Here is a 15,657-nt window from a genome sequence, read left to right on the forward strand (position 1 = left end):
TGCATATCTCTTTTATGTCTCAACGTAGTAATTCCCGATATTTTATTCATTAATTATATGAAAATAACGCTTGTTCATCAACAATGGGCACTTTGCCTGCAAGGGACGCGCAAAAGCAGTAAATACCTAAAAAAACGGCGCGGTTTGTCTATAAACCGCGCCGAATCTTTAGAAACTTTATTAAAATTTAACTACTTTGGGCTCTCCGCCAAATGATGCGAAGGTTGCAACAGCATTCTTGAAATACAGAACCTCTGTATTGTCATCCTCTGCTGAATACATGCCCTGAAGTGACGGATAAGCGTCAAGCATGTGCTTTTTAGCTTCTACTCTGTCATCGCGAACAAGCTCGCCTGCAACTCTGACCCACTTACCTTCAGCAAATCCGCAAATCTCAACCTTGGGATTCTTCTGAATCTGCTTGGAAACATCCTTAACCTTACCGGTCTGGATATAAAGCTTATCCTCGAAAATGTCAACGGTTCCGAAAGGACGAACCCTGGGCTGGTCCCCATCAACCGTTGCCAAATAGTAAGTTCCGCACTTTTTTAAGAATTCATATACTTCCTGCATCCCTGATACCTCCTCTTATGCTTGAATTAAATTGTGCATAACGTAATTATACGCTTCGAAGAGGTTATTAACAAGGAAGTATCTTATAGGTTTTGCCTAAATAAGTGCACTATGACCACTCGTTAAAGTAACTATCTCCCCCCTCAGTACTTCAATTTTTGTGGTCATAGGGATGGATTGTCTGAATTGTGCCATCCTCATTGTAGTGAAGCTCAGTGTATTTTACACATCTTCTGTGGTTGATACCGCCTGAAAGCTCACAGTCATGGTAGAACAGGTACCATTTTCCCTCAACCTCTACCACTGAGTGGTGAGTTGTCCAGCCGATAACGGGCTCCATGATACGTCCCTTGTAGGTAAAAGGACCATAGGGCTTATCACCAACTGCATAGCAGATATAATGGGTTGTTCCTGTGGAATATGAAAAATAGTACTTGCCGTTATATTTGTGCATCCAGGGGCCTTCGAAATATCTGCGGTCCTCATCTCCTGCAAGGAGCGGATTGCCGTCCTCGTCAAGAATCTGAATATCTACCGGCTTCTCAGCAAATGCCTTAAGATCATCGCTCATAAGTGCGCATTTAGGACAAACTGCAGGCTCGTTTTTCTCAGGCTCTGTTCCCTCAGGATCGAACTTACCTGTTCTGTACTTCTCAAGCTGTCCGCCCCAAAGTCCGCCAAAGTATACATAAACCTTGCCATCATCATCCATAAATGAGCAGGGATCTATACTGAAGCTTCCCTCAATGCAGTTCTCCTCAGGTGTGAAGGGCCCTTCCGGCTTGTCGCTTACAGCAACGCCCAGTCTGAAGTTGCCTTCCTTGTCTCTTGCAGGGAAAAACAGATAGTATTTTCCATCCTTGCATACTGCATCAGGAGCCCACATCTGGTCTCTGACCCAGGGTACATCGTGCATGCTGAGGGCTACGCCGTGATCTGTAACCTCTCCACCGATCTCATCCATGGACAGAATGTGGTAATCCTCCATCTGATATTCATCGCCGTTATCGTTATCCTCGCCGTTGTGCGGAATGTCATGTGAAGGATACACATAAATTTTGCCATTAAAATAATGAGCTGAAGGGTCAGCAGTGAAAATATGTGTAACTAAGGGCTCTCTTTCTTTGCTCATATTTGTCTCCTTAAATGAATCAATTCTTTGGTAATACAAAAATAACACAGCTTAAAATCTTAATCTTTTCAATGCTTGTTAATTAGCTACGAATTATTGCTCGGATTTTTGGGCAAAATATTGAAAAAGGCGCTATAAATAGCAATTATTAATCATTAAACAGCAATTTTTCATTGTTAATTGGGCATCTTTTTGTAATAAAATAGTACATATCAATTAATAATTCTTGCGCTTTTAGAGGGGGAGTCTGCAGGAAGTTTTGACAGGTATAGCGCCATACATAGATAAACAGGCGCACCAGAGGTAGTAGTTATGATTGAAACATTAAATGGACTTGTAGAAACCGTAAATTATAAGCAGAGCACATCACTTAAGCTCTACGATAATGATGAATATGAGGATTATCCCCCGCACTGGCACGCTGCAATCGAGATTATTATGCCCATCCGCAGCTGCTATGACTTAAACTGTGCAGGAGAAAATGTGAGCCTGCGTGAAGGCGATATCATCATAATCTGCCCCGGCTGTATTCACTCTATTAAAGCGCCTGAGGAGGGACAGCGTATTATTTTCCAGCCGGATACCACTGAGCTTAGATTTATGCATGAGGTTGAAACGCTTATCAGCATCATGTCCCCTTATATAGTGGTTACCCCTGAAGATTATCCTCAGATTTATAATAAAGTGCGTTCCCTTTTGCTGGAAATCACCGAGATTTACAAGGAAAATGCCTCTTTTTCCGAGGTTGACATATATTGCAAGCTTCTTGAATTCCTCTCCTGCATTGGCAAGAATTTCGTAAAGAGAAGCGTTGAAGATGACCCTGTTGAGCATGTGCGCAGAGACGAGTATTTTGAGAGATTTATAGAAATCTGCGACTATATTCAGGAGCACTGCTCAGAGGATCTTAGCCTTGATGAGATTGCAGGAAAAAGCGGCTTCAGCAAGTTCTATTTCTCCAGAAGGTTTAAGCAGTTTACCAACGTATCCTTCTACAAATATGTTAATCAGAAGCGTATTGCAAAGGCGGAAACATACCTGATAGATCCGAGGAACTCCATTACAGACGTAGCTCTTAACTGCGGCTTCCCGTCTCTGTCCTCCTTTATCAGAATGTTTAAGATCATTAAAAACTGCACACCTACTGAATTCAGAAATATGTACTGGACTTCAAGGTAATTTGCTGAAAGATGCGCAAATAGCCTAATTGAATGCGTTTATGTACAGTTTCAAAAAACAGCCCATAAGGTATAAAAATGGCCCGGAAAGGAGCACTGCTTCTTCCGGGCTTTTTGCTGTCTTGATGTTTTGATGTCATGATGTTATGCCATCATTTATTTATAAAATGTGTTTATCTCCTTCATTTCATAGTCTTTAAGGCCTACTCCGTCAAATGTATGCCACACAGTAAAGACCGCCTCTCCGCCGATATCCGCATTTCGATCCTTCATTTTGGCTGATCTGAAATTACCCAGCGAATAATAGACAAGCATCTCCCCGCCGTCCGGCCTCTCCATCATCTGCATTTCCTGAACTACGTGGGGATGGGTTCCGATTACCACATCTACTCCTGCCTTCGCCAAAAGCTCTGTCACACGCTTTTGCTCATCTGTGACCTCTGTATTGTATTCCTCGCCAAAATGCACGAATACTATGGTAAAATCCGTATCTTCCCGGGCTTTTCTTATCTCCTCAACAAACCGGTCCTCTTCTTCGGTAGTTTTTGGGAGGTAATGTACAGCCGCCGGATATTTTGATGGCGCTTCATTTCCGTTTGTTCCGTAGGTGTAGGCAAAAAGTGCGAATTTTATGCCATTTTTACTGATGATCTCGTAAGGCTTGTATTCCGTTTCGCTTGTTCCCTGGATTCCCACACAGGTTATGTCGTTTTCCTTATAAAAATCCGTGGTTACGTCTATCCCATACATTCCTTTGTCCAAACAGTGGTTATTGGCGCAGGCTGCTACGTCAAAGCCTGCATTTTTAATGGCTTCGCCAACCGCTATGGGTGATCCGAAGGCAGGATAGCCGCTGACGGCATTATCTTTGTCTACAAGGACAGTCTCCGCCTGAATCGCAGCAATGTCAGCACCTTGAATCTCGTCTATAAAGGGCTCGTAAAGGAAATCAAAGTTGCCTTTTTGTCTCTGGTAAGCATATTCGTAGACATCCTTGTGAATTAAATTATCCCCAAAAGCTACGAATTTAACCCCATTTTCAAAACTCTTTAACCCAAAGGAGCTCCATCGCCACAGGGTATTTTCACCGTTTTCATCCTCAAGAAGGAAAAACGCATTATCCTCATTAACAACCTTCATTCGTGTGACTATGCGACCTATGTCCGATGCAAACCATTTCTGCTTTAGGCCATCCTTCGTAATGTCATAGATGAAAATATGCTGTGACAGCCATATTTCGTCACCTTTTACCCAGAATGGTCTGTGTTTACCGTACTTTCCTCTTTTCCAGAGAAGCAAAACCAGCTCTTCGTCGCCGTCGGTGTCAACATCCTCAATAAATGCGTCCTGAACACGGAGCTTTTTCTCACTTTGCCACAATGTGCTGCCATCAGCAGCTTTTAATGTGACTTTTTTAGCCGTAAGGTCGAGAAATAAGCCCTGTTTTGACGTAAAGGACTTATCCTGCCACTTCACCCTGAAATAGGGCTTTTTAGAGGCGTATATGCAGCAAATGGCTGCCGCTAATAAAAGCAGCAGCCATACTGATTTTTTAATTATTCCGGGTCCTTTTTTCATAATCAGTCGATTCGATAGCTCTGAGTCCATGCGGGCTGATCCGGTATATTATCATCCGGAATCCAGTTCCAGTCATCATCATAATGTCCGCCTCTGAGGATATCTCTCCACTCAGAATCAGTCATTCGGTTACCCATATCTGTAGCGAACTGATAGAAGCTATACACACTTCCTCTTCCCACATGAAGCTTGCCATCAATAGGGAAAACAACATAAATAAGATCTACCTGTCCGCTTCCAACCTCAAGCACACTGCCGTTTGGATCGGTTGCTATATCTGCAATAACAGGACAGGGTGCCTGGTAAGCATAGCAAAGATCCTCAACGTCATCTTTATTTGCCTCGTACCAGAAATGCTCGATATCTCCGCCGTAGCATCTGATGAGCTCATACTCTTCATCTGTAAGTGTCTCGTTTTGGAGCTCCTTTTCAGACATTTTAAGAAGATTCATGGAAATCTCTGTGAGCTTATCAAGTTCACCCTTGTCGCTTTCACTGATCATTCCAAGATCATCAAGGCCTTCCTTGGTCTTTTGTGAAAGAAAAGCAAATCTGCTGTATATCTCGGGCTCAGGATCCACATAGCCTCTGTCGTCTATGATTTCCTCATCATCACCGCCGCCCATCTCTGCCATAATCTGTTTAGCATAGAGAATCGTGTCGTGCTTAAGCTCTGCAAAGGAACCAGCGAAGGTTTCCAGATCCTTTTTCTGCCATTCCTCACTTTGCATGTATGAGGGATAGCCCTTGCCCTTTTCTTTGAATAACGGCCGTAATGTATTGAGCCATCCGGAGTACAAACTCGCATTCCAAAGGGATGTATCGGAATTATTAAAATATCCGTTAAGAACTGTCATGTTCTCAGTATAATTCTTGTAATCTGTATCGCCCTGCTCCTCAAGTATGGAATAAGCCTCCTTTGAGCCAAGGGTTGCTGCCACATCCAGAGTGTCGGGAAGCATACGCTTGTTGCCATTGGAATCCTCTTCAACAGCCCTGTAAACCAGCTGCTGCATAATCGCTGCATCGATGGTAAATCTCTGTCCCATGAATCTGAAGGACGCTATAACATTCTCTTCATCTTCGCCAACCGGTATTGAGTTGATCTTTGGCGGTTCAACTTTTTTAACAGCCTCTACCAGCTTACTAAAAGCATCACTGTTTGAGGTTATTTCTGAGATTTCAGGGATTTTTCCATAACTATCTGTCACCAGTGTCTCAAATTCCGTGTATCCCACATCATCGGAGGCTCCGGCAAAGAAACTGGTTATAGCATAAATACTCTCCCAGTCTGAAAGGTCCTGCTCTATGGCATTTGTCATAAGAAGCGCACTTCCAACAGCCTCCTCACTGGTAAGAATAAATGGAATGCGGCCATACCACATCATGCATCTGAAGTACTTCTCAAGGGTCTTATCACCCTCGTAATAACCCCTCGGTTTATACTGGGTATAATCCTCCATAACCCCGGTAATACTACAAAGATTGGCTGATTTCGCCGCCATAATCTTCTGATATTCATCATCTGATGTACTGATTACTGTAGAATCACTTACCTTGTCTGCCCCCGGCAGTTCAAGAAGCTTTGCGCCTACATTGAAGAAAACCAGGTTATTGAATGCCGATTGTTCAAAGTCGGTACCCTTGAGTTCTTCATACTGCGCCGATGTCAGATCAAGCATTGTAGTTGTGAGAATCTCAAGTCTCTCGGACAGATAGGATTTCTCCGTAGTTTTCATTAGATGAGCAAAATACAGATGATAGGTATGCATCAGTGAATCAACCGTAATAAAATTCGGGAACATCATATAACGATTAGATTCATAAATATCGAAGAACTCGTCTCCAACATCCCGTCTTACTGCAAAGGAATTCTTTATAAGCGCTTCCCGCAGCTCGTTTACATGGTTATAGCTCGTATCCTCAGCAGGATCAAAGAAATATGAGAATTTATCTGCATATTCCACATTGGAGAAATCCTCTGCAACCTTATAATCCGGCACAGAAGGAACTATGGTTTCATCATAATATTTCTCCTCGCTGTCTCCAAGTAAGGAGATGCTAGATACCTTAAAATCGCTGCCGGTATCACCTGATGTATCTGTAGAGCTATTCTGGTCAACCTGCGCCGTATCGGTATCTCCCGCATCATTCTCCGATATTTCATCAGTTGTTTCCGGAGTTGTTTCACCGGAAGCTGATTCCTCCGCGGAATTTGCCTCATTGACTTTTTCAGTCGCTTTTTTGATAAGATTGCCTGAAGAGCCGGAATCGTTGTCATTAGCGCCAGATGCGCAACCTGATATGGTCATAGATATGACGAGAATCAACGACAATACCTTTCGTTTCATCTTAAGTCCCCCTCTCTTTTATCAGAAAAAAGAAATTTGCCCGATAAACATTATACAATAAAAAAGGAAACTTCGCATTTTTTCGAAGCTTCCTTTTATTGTTATTTTGTATTTTTTATTACGCTACTTCATTTACACAGAGTTTATGCCATTTTCCAGACAAGCATCTCTTTTCCGGTAAACTCAGCGAAGGGTCCGGGAATCGGAGCCACTTCTCTGTGTCCTCCAAAATAATCCTTATCAAAGGTAATGGGCGTTCCGTCTGTGTTTTCAAAGCGTTGCTCAGGCTCAAATGCTACTCCCAGCGTATCTGTTGAGATGATACCGTCTGTGAAATCTCCAAGCTTACCAAAGAGATCGCTCTGAATATACCAGCTTCCATCCTTTTCCTTAACCTTCACGGAAACTTTGGATTTTTTGTCTACGAGCTTTTCCTTTTCATGCTTGCATACTGTAGCACCGCCAAAGTAAGCATTTCCGTCTACCCATACAGGGAGATGTCCAAAGTGTGCAGTCGCAAGAGCTCCCATATCAGGATCCTTATCGGATTCGAACTGAGCACTCCATTCCTCGTAGGTGGGGAAAATATCGAAAGGTGCAGTTCCTACAACCATGTAATCGGCATCTGCAGCGGTCTTCTTTTTATCATTGATCTTGTACTGCTGCAGGAAAATGTTGTTATAAATCCTGTCATCGCCGTGAAGTATTGTCATGAAGCCTGCAACCTCTGTGCGGTGACGGATGTGGTAAGGTGTGTATCTTGGCTCTCTCTGACCGTTTACAATGCTGTCTACACCTGAATTGATAAGGCTGAAGCCTCCAAGGATCAGGTTATGAATAACAGCGATGCCCTCGCTGGGGATTGTAATAGCTACAGGTGAAAGCAGGATATTATTGTCAATAAGTGTGGGGCCATGGCCTACTTCTATAAATACGTCCGTATTGAACATAGCGCCTCTTGCCTGCTCTACGCCTTCCGGTCTTGTATTATCGTGCATGAAGTTCTGGCTCACTCTCGCACCCTGTGCCTGCCAGTCAAGCCATACGCCCATGATGCAGTGATGAATATGATTTCTTCTGATTGTTACATCAATTGCTGCATGAAGCTTGATTCCTGCCGTCTCAGCGCCGCCAAGCTGCTGGGATGTACATATATCATGGATCTCGCAATCCTCAATTGTAGAGAAAACGCCGCCCATTCTTCCTACGATACCGGTCTGCTCACAATGATGAACATGACAGCGGCGGATAAGGTGATGTCCGACTCTCTCCTTAAGCCATCCGTGGTACTGACCGCGGCAAACCGCATCTCTTTCCATCTGAGTAGGGCTCTTTACCTTTTTAACCGTGAAATACATATCATTTTCGGGATCAAGGTATTTTCCAAGAGAAATACCACAGCATTTACTACCCCATATCTCGCAGTCCTCGATGATCCAGCCCTTACTCCAGTGAGGTCCTACCATACCATCCTGATAAGCTGCAGGCGGAGCCCATGTTGTAGCTGCCTTGTTGATATTAAAACCACTAACGGTTATATAATCCCTGTAATTTTCGTCAGGCATAAAGCAGTTTCTTCTTACTGTGATCTCAACCTTTTCCTTATTGGGATCGAGCTTCTGAAAGTTTCCATAAATAACAGTTGTTTCTCCATCCTGCTCCGTATACCACAGGTACATTGCATCGTCCTTGTTCCAGGCCAGCGGATCAGCCTTTCCCTTCTGACATTCAGCAAGAGATGTGGTCTCATACATCATATGATCATTTAAAAATACCGCTCCTGCATGTCTGATATCGGGTGAGAAGTACCAGTCACCGTAAACTCTTGTGGTGTATGGGTTATAATCACCAAACATACTGTTCTTAACGGTTATTTTCCACACATTTCCCTTAACCTTGGTCCAGCCTGTTACAAGCTCAGCACCTGTAATTACTGCTCCAAGAGGCTCTTCCGAGCGGTAAACAATGCGCTTATCCGCTGTTCCTGCGTTCTTGGGAACAACTCTCTCCCTGTAAATGCCGGGTTTAACGATTATCTCATCCCCGGCTACCGCTACCTGAGCAGCATCATTTATATATCTGAAGGGCCTGGCCTCGCTTCCGTCTCCATCACGGAAGACATTGACATCAACGTAATAAATCATGAAAACACCTCGCTTTCTTTAATGTAAACACTGTTAGCCGTAAATCGTTTTACTAAATCTATTTCATGTTACGATTGCCAAACCCGCTTGTCAATGCCATTTGCACAATAAAATTAGATATTTGAATATTTTTTTATACAAATTGTCAATAATTGTTGTTGACACGTAAACCTGCCGGCTATAAAATTGATCATATAGTTAATCGATTTACTTAGTGCATTGGCAAGTTTGACGTATAGTCCAAAATTAGGAGCTAAAATGGTTACCCTTAAAGAAATCGCAGAAATATGCAATGTTTCAGCGACTACAGTGTCAAATGTAATAAACGGAAAGGCGAAAACAAGCGAAGAAACCAAAAATCGAATTCTCACGGTTATCAAGGAAACCGGTTATAAACCAAACTACATGGCCCAGGGTCTTCGTGCAAAACGCACAAAAGTAATATCAATTGTTGCAGAAGACATAGCACAATTTACATGTCCCGCCATAATCGAAAGTATAATGGCACAATGTGAAAAGCGTGACTACCATGTTTTTGTACATAACCTTCGTCTCTATGACAGATGGTCGGACACCTGGTACAACCAGGATAAAGCCTATCACTCAGTTTTGGATCCGGTTCTTCAGGATGTTTTATCGGCCCGTGTCGATGGCGTTATCTATCTCGCAGGACACACCAGAATCATCAATTGCTTCAGCGATGATTTCGTTATGCCGGCAGTAATGTGCTACGCATTTTCTAATTCTCCATCAATACCATCTGTTGTGATTGAGGATGAGAAGAGCGCATGCGACGTAGTTACCTACCTTATCAAGAACGGTCACAAGCGGATCGGTTTTGTGGGCGGTCGCTCGGAGAACATCCACACAGGCCAGCGACTTCTGGGATACCAGAGAGCACTGTTTGAAAATGGCCTTTTGTTTGATCCGAACCTTGTTTACTACGGAGACTGGAGTCGTGAATCCGGTTATGAAGGTGCAAAAGCCCTTTTACCTCAGGGCGTTACCGCATTTTTCGGAATTTCAGATAAGATGTCAGGCGGCATCTACGATTATCTGATGGAATGCGGGCTTAAGATTGGTGAAGATATCGCAGTTGCAGGTTTTGACAATGAGAGCATCTCGGAATATTTCTATCCGCCCCTCACTACAACCGCTTTGCCACTTACAGAAATAGGGCGAATATCCGCTGATCTTCTTATTGATATGCTTGAACAGGACGATCCAAGTGAGAACATGCCTGAAGAACCTCAGGTTATAAGCGTTCCCTGTTCAATGGTTTTCAGAAAATCTGTATCTAAACGATGAAATTTGGAGGTGTCCCTTGTCTAAAAAGAAGTTGTATTCATTCAAACTTTTTCTTCTGGTAGTTCCATTCATAGTGCTGGTACTTCTCTTCTGTTACTACCCTCTTTATGGATGGATGTATGCATTCTATGATTATAAGCCACCGAAGGACCTTGCCGATTGCGCTTTTGTCGGCGGAAAATGGTTCGCTTCCCTGGTAAGCAGTGATGTTAAAATCAAGCAGCTCATTCAGGTTCTTAAAAATACCTTTGCAATGAGTGGTCTTACTCTCGGAACCAGCTGGCTTCCTATGTTATTCGCAGTATTTCTTAATGAGATTCACGGAGTTAAGTTCCGTAAATTTGTTCAGACAGTTACAACCCTTCCGAACTTCGTGAGCTGGGTTATGGTTTATTCAATCGCATTTTCACTCTTTAACAGCACCGGAATGCTTAATTCCCTGCTTATGAAGATTGGATTAATCGATACACCTATTCTTTTCCTGCAGGCTTCAACCCATGTTTGGTTTACACAGTGGTTATGGCTTACATGGAAGAACCTGGGATGGGCAGCTATCATGTATATCGCTGCTATTTCCAGTATCGATGACGAAATGATCCAGGCTGCAAGAGTTGATGGTGCAACCAGAATGCAGATCATCTGGCACATCACAATTCCAAGCCTTCTTCCTACCTACTTTGTACTTCTGGTACTTAACGTAGCGAACTTCCTTAATAATGGTATGGAGCAGTACTACGTATTCCAGAACGCATTTAACAAAGATTATATCCAGGTTCTTGACCTGTATGTTTACAACATGGCTATGGGTAGCGGTGGTTACTCAGTTTCAGTTGCAATCAGTATGCTTAAGAGTCTGGTAAGCCTTGTGCTTCTGTTCATCGTTAACAAAGCGTCCAAGGTAATTCGCGGCGAAAGTATTTTGTAATTGGAGGAGAGCTATGAGTCAGGTAAAAACAAAACACAAAATGCATGTAAGTGCCGGTGACAGAGCCGTAGAGATTGTGTGCTATATCATCTATACAATAGCTGCTTTTCTCTGCCTGTACCCGTTCTACTACATAATGATCAATACAATCAGTGCTAATGACATAAGTGCCAGAGGTGATATCCTCTTCCTTCCGCAGAATATACATTTTCACAATTACATCTCTGCATTCAGGATTGAAGGCCTTCCTCAGGCATTCAAGATCTCTCTTATGAGAACTGTTCTTGGAACTGCCCTTACGGTTTTCGCATCCGCTTTCCTGGGCTTCATGTTTACACAGGAAAAAATGTGGGCTCGTAAGTTCTGGTACAGGCTGGTTGTTGCAACAATGTATTTCAACGCCGGAATCATCCCCTGGTACCTGGTTATGAAGACCATGCACCTCACAAATAACTTCTGGGGATATATACTTCCTGCGATTGTATCACCCTTTAACCTGATACTTACCAAAACCTTCGTAGAATCCGTTCCGAAGGAGCTCCAGGAAGCAGCTGAGATGGACGGCGCAGGTGTACTTACTGTATTCTTCCGCGTAATTATCCCTGTAATCAAGCCCATCATGGCTACAGTAGCTATTTTCTCTGCAGTCAGCCAGTGGAATGCATTCCAGGATACACTACTCCTTATGACAGACACCAAGCTCTATCCTCTTCAGTTCGTGCTTTATCAGTATCTGAACCAGGCGAGCTCGCTGGCATCTCTGGCGCAGAGCACATCAAGTACGGCGTCCCTTGCAGCTGCAGCAGCTACAACACAGACTACCACCAGTGTACGAATGACCATAACGGTTATTGTCGTTCTGCCGATTATGCTCGTTTACCCGATCTTCCAGAAATACTTCGTAAAGGGCATTATGATTGGTGCGGTTAAAGGTTAACGGAATCCATCCCTTAAGGGGTGAATATAGAACTTCAAATCAAAAAAGGAGGAATGAAAATGAAACTGAAAAAAGTTACATCATTGGCACTCACTACACTGATGACAGTGAGCATGCTTGCCGGTTGTGGCGGCAGTACAGGCGATTCAGCTCCTGCAACCACTGACGGCGGATCTACTGAGGCAGCTTCAACAGAGGCACCTGCAGCAGAAACATCATCTGACGCAACAGAAGCTACTGACACAGCAGAGGCTGGAGAGGCTCCCGCAGCAAGTCATGACGAGACCTACACCGTTGATTTCTACAATGTAGCTGCTAACTTCCAGGGTGTTCAGCCCGGATGGTACGGCAAAATCGTTAAGGACAAGTTCAACATGGAACTCAACATCATCGCACCTCAGGTTGCAGGTGATGGCGCTGCTCTTTACCAGACACGCTGCGCAGCAGGCGCACTTGGAGATCTCATCATCCTCGACAATGCAGATATGCAGGAATGTGTAGAGTCAGGACTTATCCATGACCTCACAGATGTTATCTCACAGTATCCTAACCTCATGAAATATGAAAAGCAGATCAAAGAATTCAACTCCATGATGGGTGACGGATCTAAGATCTATGCTATTCCGCTTGAAATGAACAACAATGGTCCTACAGAGTACAAGCAGCTTCATGTATACTCTTATCCTCGTATGGGATGGGATATGTACAACGAAGCTGGTGCTCCCGACCTTAAGAACCTCGATGATCTTCTTGCTTGCTTAAAGTCAATCCAGGATGCTCATCCTACAAACGACAACGGCGATCCTGCTTACGCTATCAGCCTTTGGAAAGACTGGGATAGCCAGTATATGGAGAACGTAGCTCAGCTTACAAAGTGGTATGGCCAGGAAGTTAACGGTTCCGTACTTATCGGAACAGACAACTCCATCGTTCCTCTTACAGAGAAGGACGGCGCTTACTACAAGATGCTTAAGTTCCTCTATCAGGCAAATCAGATGGGTCTTGTAGATCCCGATTCTGCTACTCAGGACTGGAACGCAATCGTTTCCAAGATGCAGGATAAGAGAATTTACCTCTACTGGTATAGCTGGCAGTATGGTTTCTGGAACAGCCCTGCAAGAGGTGAGGAAGGCACAAACTACGTAGAAATCCCTGTTGCTGATACAAACCTTTATCAGGCATCTGATACTTACTACGGCGATGGTCGTGTTCTCGCAGTTGGTTCTCAGGTTAGCGATGAGAACTTTGCAAGACTTATGGAGTTCCTTGACTGGTATGCTTCACCCGAGGGTGTTCAGATCCAGCACGCCGGTACAGAAGGTCTTATATACACAGTCGAAGATGGCAAGTACACTCTTACAGAGGATGGTCTTAACAGATTCTCAGCAGAAGTTATCGTTCCCGATGAACTCGGCGGCGGCAACTGGAACGATGGTAACAACCAGATCAACCAGTGGATTGTAGCTTCTTGTGATGTTAACCCTGATACAGGCGAACCTTATGCTTCTGATATGTGGTCAACAACAATCGAGATGAACCAGACTAAGACAACCAAAGAGTGGTCTGAGAAGTTTGGTGCAGCTGATGATGTTGAATACCTCAACAAGAACGGTATGATGACAGTTGTTCCCAGCATTAACAAGGCACTTGCAATCGATACAACAGATATCAGCCTTATCCGTAAGCAGTGCGGCGACCTCATCAAGGATTCTTCCTGGAGAATGGTATTCGCAGCTGATGACGCTGACTTTGATGCTCAGTGGGATGAGATGGTAACACAGCTCGAAGGTCTTGGATGGGCAGATCTTACAGCATTTGATACAGATAAGTATCAGCCTATGATCGAGGCTAGAAAGGCAGCTCAGTAATCTGAACTGATTCTTAGAAAAAGCTAAATAATCGCCGCAAGGCGTAAATAATGAAAATCCGGAGCAGAATCAAATCTGTCTCCGGATTTTCCTATAGTAAAAATCTCCTATTTGCGCGATTTTAGCGCCTTTAATATTTTCGGACAAATACCCTACTTTTTCTCTCCAAGGGCCTTCTTAAGCTCTTCAATGACGATTTTTAAGGCTTTTATCCTTGCATACTTCTTGTCTACCGACTCCAGAATGTGCCATGGCGCAAATTCCGTGCTGGTCTTAGCAATCATCTCATCTATGGCTGTCTCATAAAGATCCCATTTTTCACGATTTCTCCAGTCTTCATCTGTAATCTTCCACTGCTTTTCAGGTGTATTCTGCCTGTCTGTAAAGCGCTCAAGCTGGGTTCCGTTATCGATCTGTACCCAGAATTTGATGATTACAGCACCCCATTCACTAAGCTCCTTCTCAAACTCGTTGATCTCATTATAAGCTCTTTGCCAGTCGTTTTCAGAGCAAAATCCCTCTAATCTCTCAACCATAACTCTTCCGTACCAGGTGCGATCAAATATTGTTATATGACCGGTCTTTGGAAGCCTTGTCCAGAAGCGCCACAGATAATGCCTTGCCTTTTCATGGGGCTCGGGGCTGGCTATTGGCTCAACCACATAATCTCTCGGATCAAGGGCTGCCGTAATCCTCTTGATGTTACCGCCTTTTCCTGCGGCATCCCATCCCTCATAGGCTATAATTACAGGGATTTTCTTTCGATAAACCTTGTTATTTAATTCCCTGAGCTCCTTTTGAAGAGCCTTCAGCTCAATATCATACTCCTCTTCCGACATAACCTTGTCCGTAAGGGAGATATCAGCAAGCTTCGGAAGTTTGTGCATCGGGAAAGTATTCTGAAGAATCGGTACACTCATGGCATGATTCTTAAGAGCCGTATCTATTCCCTGATTAAGGAACTGTAAAACCTGCAGCTCAGCCCATTTTTTCTCTGTAGCATCAATGATATACCAGGGTGCCCTGGACTGGTTCGTATCAACCAGATATCTGTCGAAAACATCTATGCACTTGTCATATTGTTTATTCTGAAGAAGGTCGTCTTCCTGGACACGCCAGCTGGTATTCTTGCTTTCTCTTAATGCATCGTGACGCTTTTTCTGTTCCTTTTTAGATATATGAAAAAACAGTTTAACCACCAGATATCCGTTATCGCAAAGCTGCCTCTCGATTACGTTAATGGAATGTACTCTCTTCTGATAGACTTCCTCGGTCAATTTGCCTTCCAACACGCCATCAACCACTTCTTCCATCCAGCAGGTGTCAAAAAACCTGAATTTTCCTGCTTCCGGAATCTCCTTTATAAAACGATAAAGAAAAGGATAGCGCTTTTCATCCTCGCTAGGCTCTCTGTCCATGGTGGCCACACGGAAAAATCTCGGATCAATGTTCCTTATTACTTTTCCGATAATAGCGCCTTTTCCCGCTGCATTCCATCCCTCAAACAGCACCATTACAGGAAGTCCCGCCTCCTTAATCTTCATCTGAAAGGCTGATAATCTGGCTCTTTCCTCCTTAAGTTTGGCCGTAAGTTCCTCTTCCTCAGGTATATCTGATTTAACGAAATCTTTAAGCATAGTATCGGCTCCTTTCACTAATATAA

The 15,657-nt window shown here is 43.7% G+C and carries 11 protein-coding genes; 5 read left to right on the plus strand and 6 right to left on the minus strand.

The annotated features are described in order from the left end of the window. Positions 1 to 180 precede the first annotated feature (180 nt). Complete coding sequence (locus G608_RS0108060; RefSeq protein WP_026495604.1) at positions 181 to 573, minus strand: pyridoxamine 5'-phosphate oxidase family protein; 393 nt, start codon at positions 571 to 573, stop codon at positions 181 to 183. A 151-nt stretch (positions 574 to 724) separates the two neighbouring features. Beyond that, positions 725 to 1,705 carry a glycoside hydrolase family 43 protein gene (locus G608_RS0108065; protein ID WP_026495605.1) on the minus strand — a complete coding sequence of 327 codons (981 nt, stop codon included), beginning with the start codon at positions 1,703 to 1,705 and terminating at the stop codon, positions 725 to 727. Between the two features lie 312 nt (positions 1,706 to 2,017). Between G608_RS0108065 and G608_RS0108070 the strand changes: the two genes are divergently transcribed. After that, positions 2,018 to 2,884, plus strand: a complete 867-nt coding sequence (locus tag G608_RS0108070) for an AraC family transcriptional regulator (RefSeq protein WP_026495606.1) — start codon at positions 2,018 to 2,020, stop codon at positions 2,882 to 2,884. A gap of 155 nt (positions 2,885 to 3,039) precedes the next feature. On the opposite strand, the gene G608_RS22380 is transcribed toward G608_RS0108070, so the two are convergent. The 3 genes from G608_RS22380 to G608_RS0108085 form a co-directional block, all read right to left on the minus strand. Continuing rightward, positions 3,040 to 4,461 (minus strand): CapA family protein, encoded by a 1,422-nt coding sequence (locus tag G608_RS22380; RefSeq protein ID WP_051209022.1) that lies wholly within the window; start codon positions 4,459 to 4,461, stop codon positions 3,040 to 3,042. 2 nt (positions 4,462 to 4,463) lie between these two features. Continuing rightward, positions 4,464 to 6,812: a DUF3160 domain-containing protein gene (locus G608_RS20455; protein ID WP_051209024.1), complete on the minus strand. Its 2,349-nt coding sequence runs from the start codon at positions 6,810 to 6,812 to the stop codon at positions 4,464 to 4,466. Between the two features lie 143 nt (positions 6,813 to 6,955). Next, a complete protein-coding gene (locus G608_RS0108085; protein WP_026495607.1) occupies positions 6,956 to 8,956 on the minus strand; it encodes a right-handed parallel beta-helix repeat-containing protein in 2,001 nt (666 codons plus the stop codon). Between the two features lie 258 nt (positions 8,957 to 9,214). On the opposite strand from G608_RS0108085, the gene G608_RS0108090 reads away from it, so the two are divergent. From G608_RS0108090 to G608_RS0108105, 4 genes are read left to right on the plus strand one after another with little or no spacing between them, the layout of a single operon-like run. Further along, positions 9,215 to 10,264 carry a LacI family DNA-binding transcriptional regulator gene (locus G608_RS0108090; protein ID WP_026495608.1) on the plus strand — a complete coding sequence of 350 codons (1,050 nt, stop codon included), beginning with the start codon at positions 9,215 to 9,217 and terminating at the stop codon, positions 10,262 to 10,264. A 16-nt stretch (positions 10,265 to 10,280) separates the two neighbouring features. Further along, positions 10,281 to 11,189 carry an ABC transporter permease subunit gene (locus tag G608_RS0108095; RefSeq protein ID WP_026495609.1) on the plus strand — a complete coding sequence of 303 codons (909 nt, stop codon included), beginning with the start codon at positions 10,281 to 10,283 and terminating at the stop codon, positions 11,187 to 11,189. Positions 11,190 to 11,202: 13 nt separating this feature from the next. Beyond that, on the plus strand, positions 11,203 to 12,126 hold the full coding sequence (locus G608_RS0108100) for a carbohydrate ABC transporter permease (protein WP_026495610.1): 924 nt from the start codon (positions 11,203 to 11,205) through the stop codon (positions 12,124 to 12,126). Positions 12,127 to 12,185: 59 nt separating this feature from the next. After that, on the plus strand, positions 12,186 to 13,994 hold the full coding sequence (locus tag G608_RS0108105) for a sugar ABC transporter substrate-binding protein (RefSeq protein WP_026495611.1): 1,809 nt from the start codon (positions 12,186 to 12,188) through the stop codon (positions 13,992 to 13,994). A 152-nt stretch (positions 13,995 to 14,146) separates the two neighbouring features. Here the strand turns inward: G608_RS0108105 and pap are convergent, their stop codons facing one another. Further along, positions 14,147 to 15,631, minus strand: a complete 1,485-nt coding sequence (gene pap, locus G608_RS0108110; protein ID WP_026495612.1) for a polyphosphate:AMP phosphotransferase — start codon at positions 15,629 to 15,631, stop codon at positions 14,147 to 14,149. Between the last annotated feature and the right edge of the window lie 26 nt (positions 15,632 to 15,657).

Source organism: Butyrivibrio sp. WCD3002 (assembly GCF_000424265.1).
Taxonomy (GTDB): domain Bacteria; phylum Bacillota; class Clostridia; order Lachnospirales; family Lachnospiraceae; genus Butyrivibrio.

What these genes read in the sequence shown, in the direction of transcription:
- G608_RS0108060 (WP_026495604.1), bottom strand. Translation starts at nt 573, where the DNA reads ATGCAGGAAGTATATGAATTCTTAAAAAAGTGCGGAACTTACTATTTG.
- G608_RS0108065 (WP_026495605.1), bottom strand. Translation starts at nt 1,705, where the DNA reads ATGAGCAAAGAAAGAGAGCCCTTAGTTACACATATTTTCACTGCTGAC.
- G608_RS0108070 (WP_026495606.1), top strand. Translation starts at nt 2,018, where the DNA reads ATGATTGAAACATTAAATGGACTTGTAGAAACCGTAAATTATAAGCAG.
- G608_RS22380 (WP_051209022.1), bottom strand. Translation starts at nt 4,461, where the DNA reads ATGAAAAAAGGACCCGGAATAATTAAAAAATCAGTATGGCTGCTGCTT.
- G608_RS20455 (WP_051209024.1), bottom strand. Translation starts at nt 6,812, where the DNA reads ATGAAACGAAAGGTATTGTCGTTGATTCTCGTCATATCTATGACCATA.
- G608_RS0108085 (WP_026495607.1), bottom strand. Translation starts at nt 8,956, where the DNA reads ATGATTTATTACGTTGATGTCAATGTCTTCCGTGATGGAGACGGAAGC.
- G608_RS0108090 (WP_026495608.1), top strand. Translation starts at nt 9,215, where the DNA reads ATGGTTACCCTTAAAGAAATCGCAGAAATATGCAATGTTTCAGCGACT.
- G608_RS0108100 (WP_026495610.1), top strand. Translation starts at nt 11,203, where the DNA reads ATGAGTCAGGTAAAAACAAAACACAAAATGCATGTAAGTGCCGGTGAC.
- G608_RS0108105 (WP_026495611.1), top strand. Translation starts at nt 12,186, where the DNA reads ATGAAACTGAAAAAAGTTACATCATTGGCACTCACTACACTGATGACA.
- pap (WP_026495612.1), bottom strand. Translation starts at nt 15,631, where the DNA reads ATGCTTAAAGATTTCGTTAAATCAGATATACCTGAGGAAGAGGAACTT.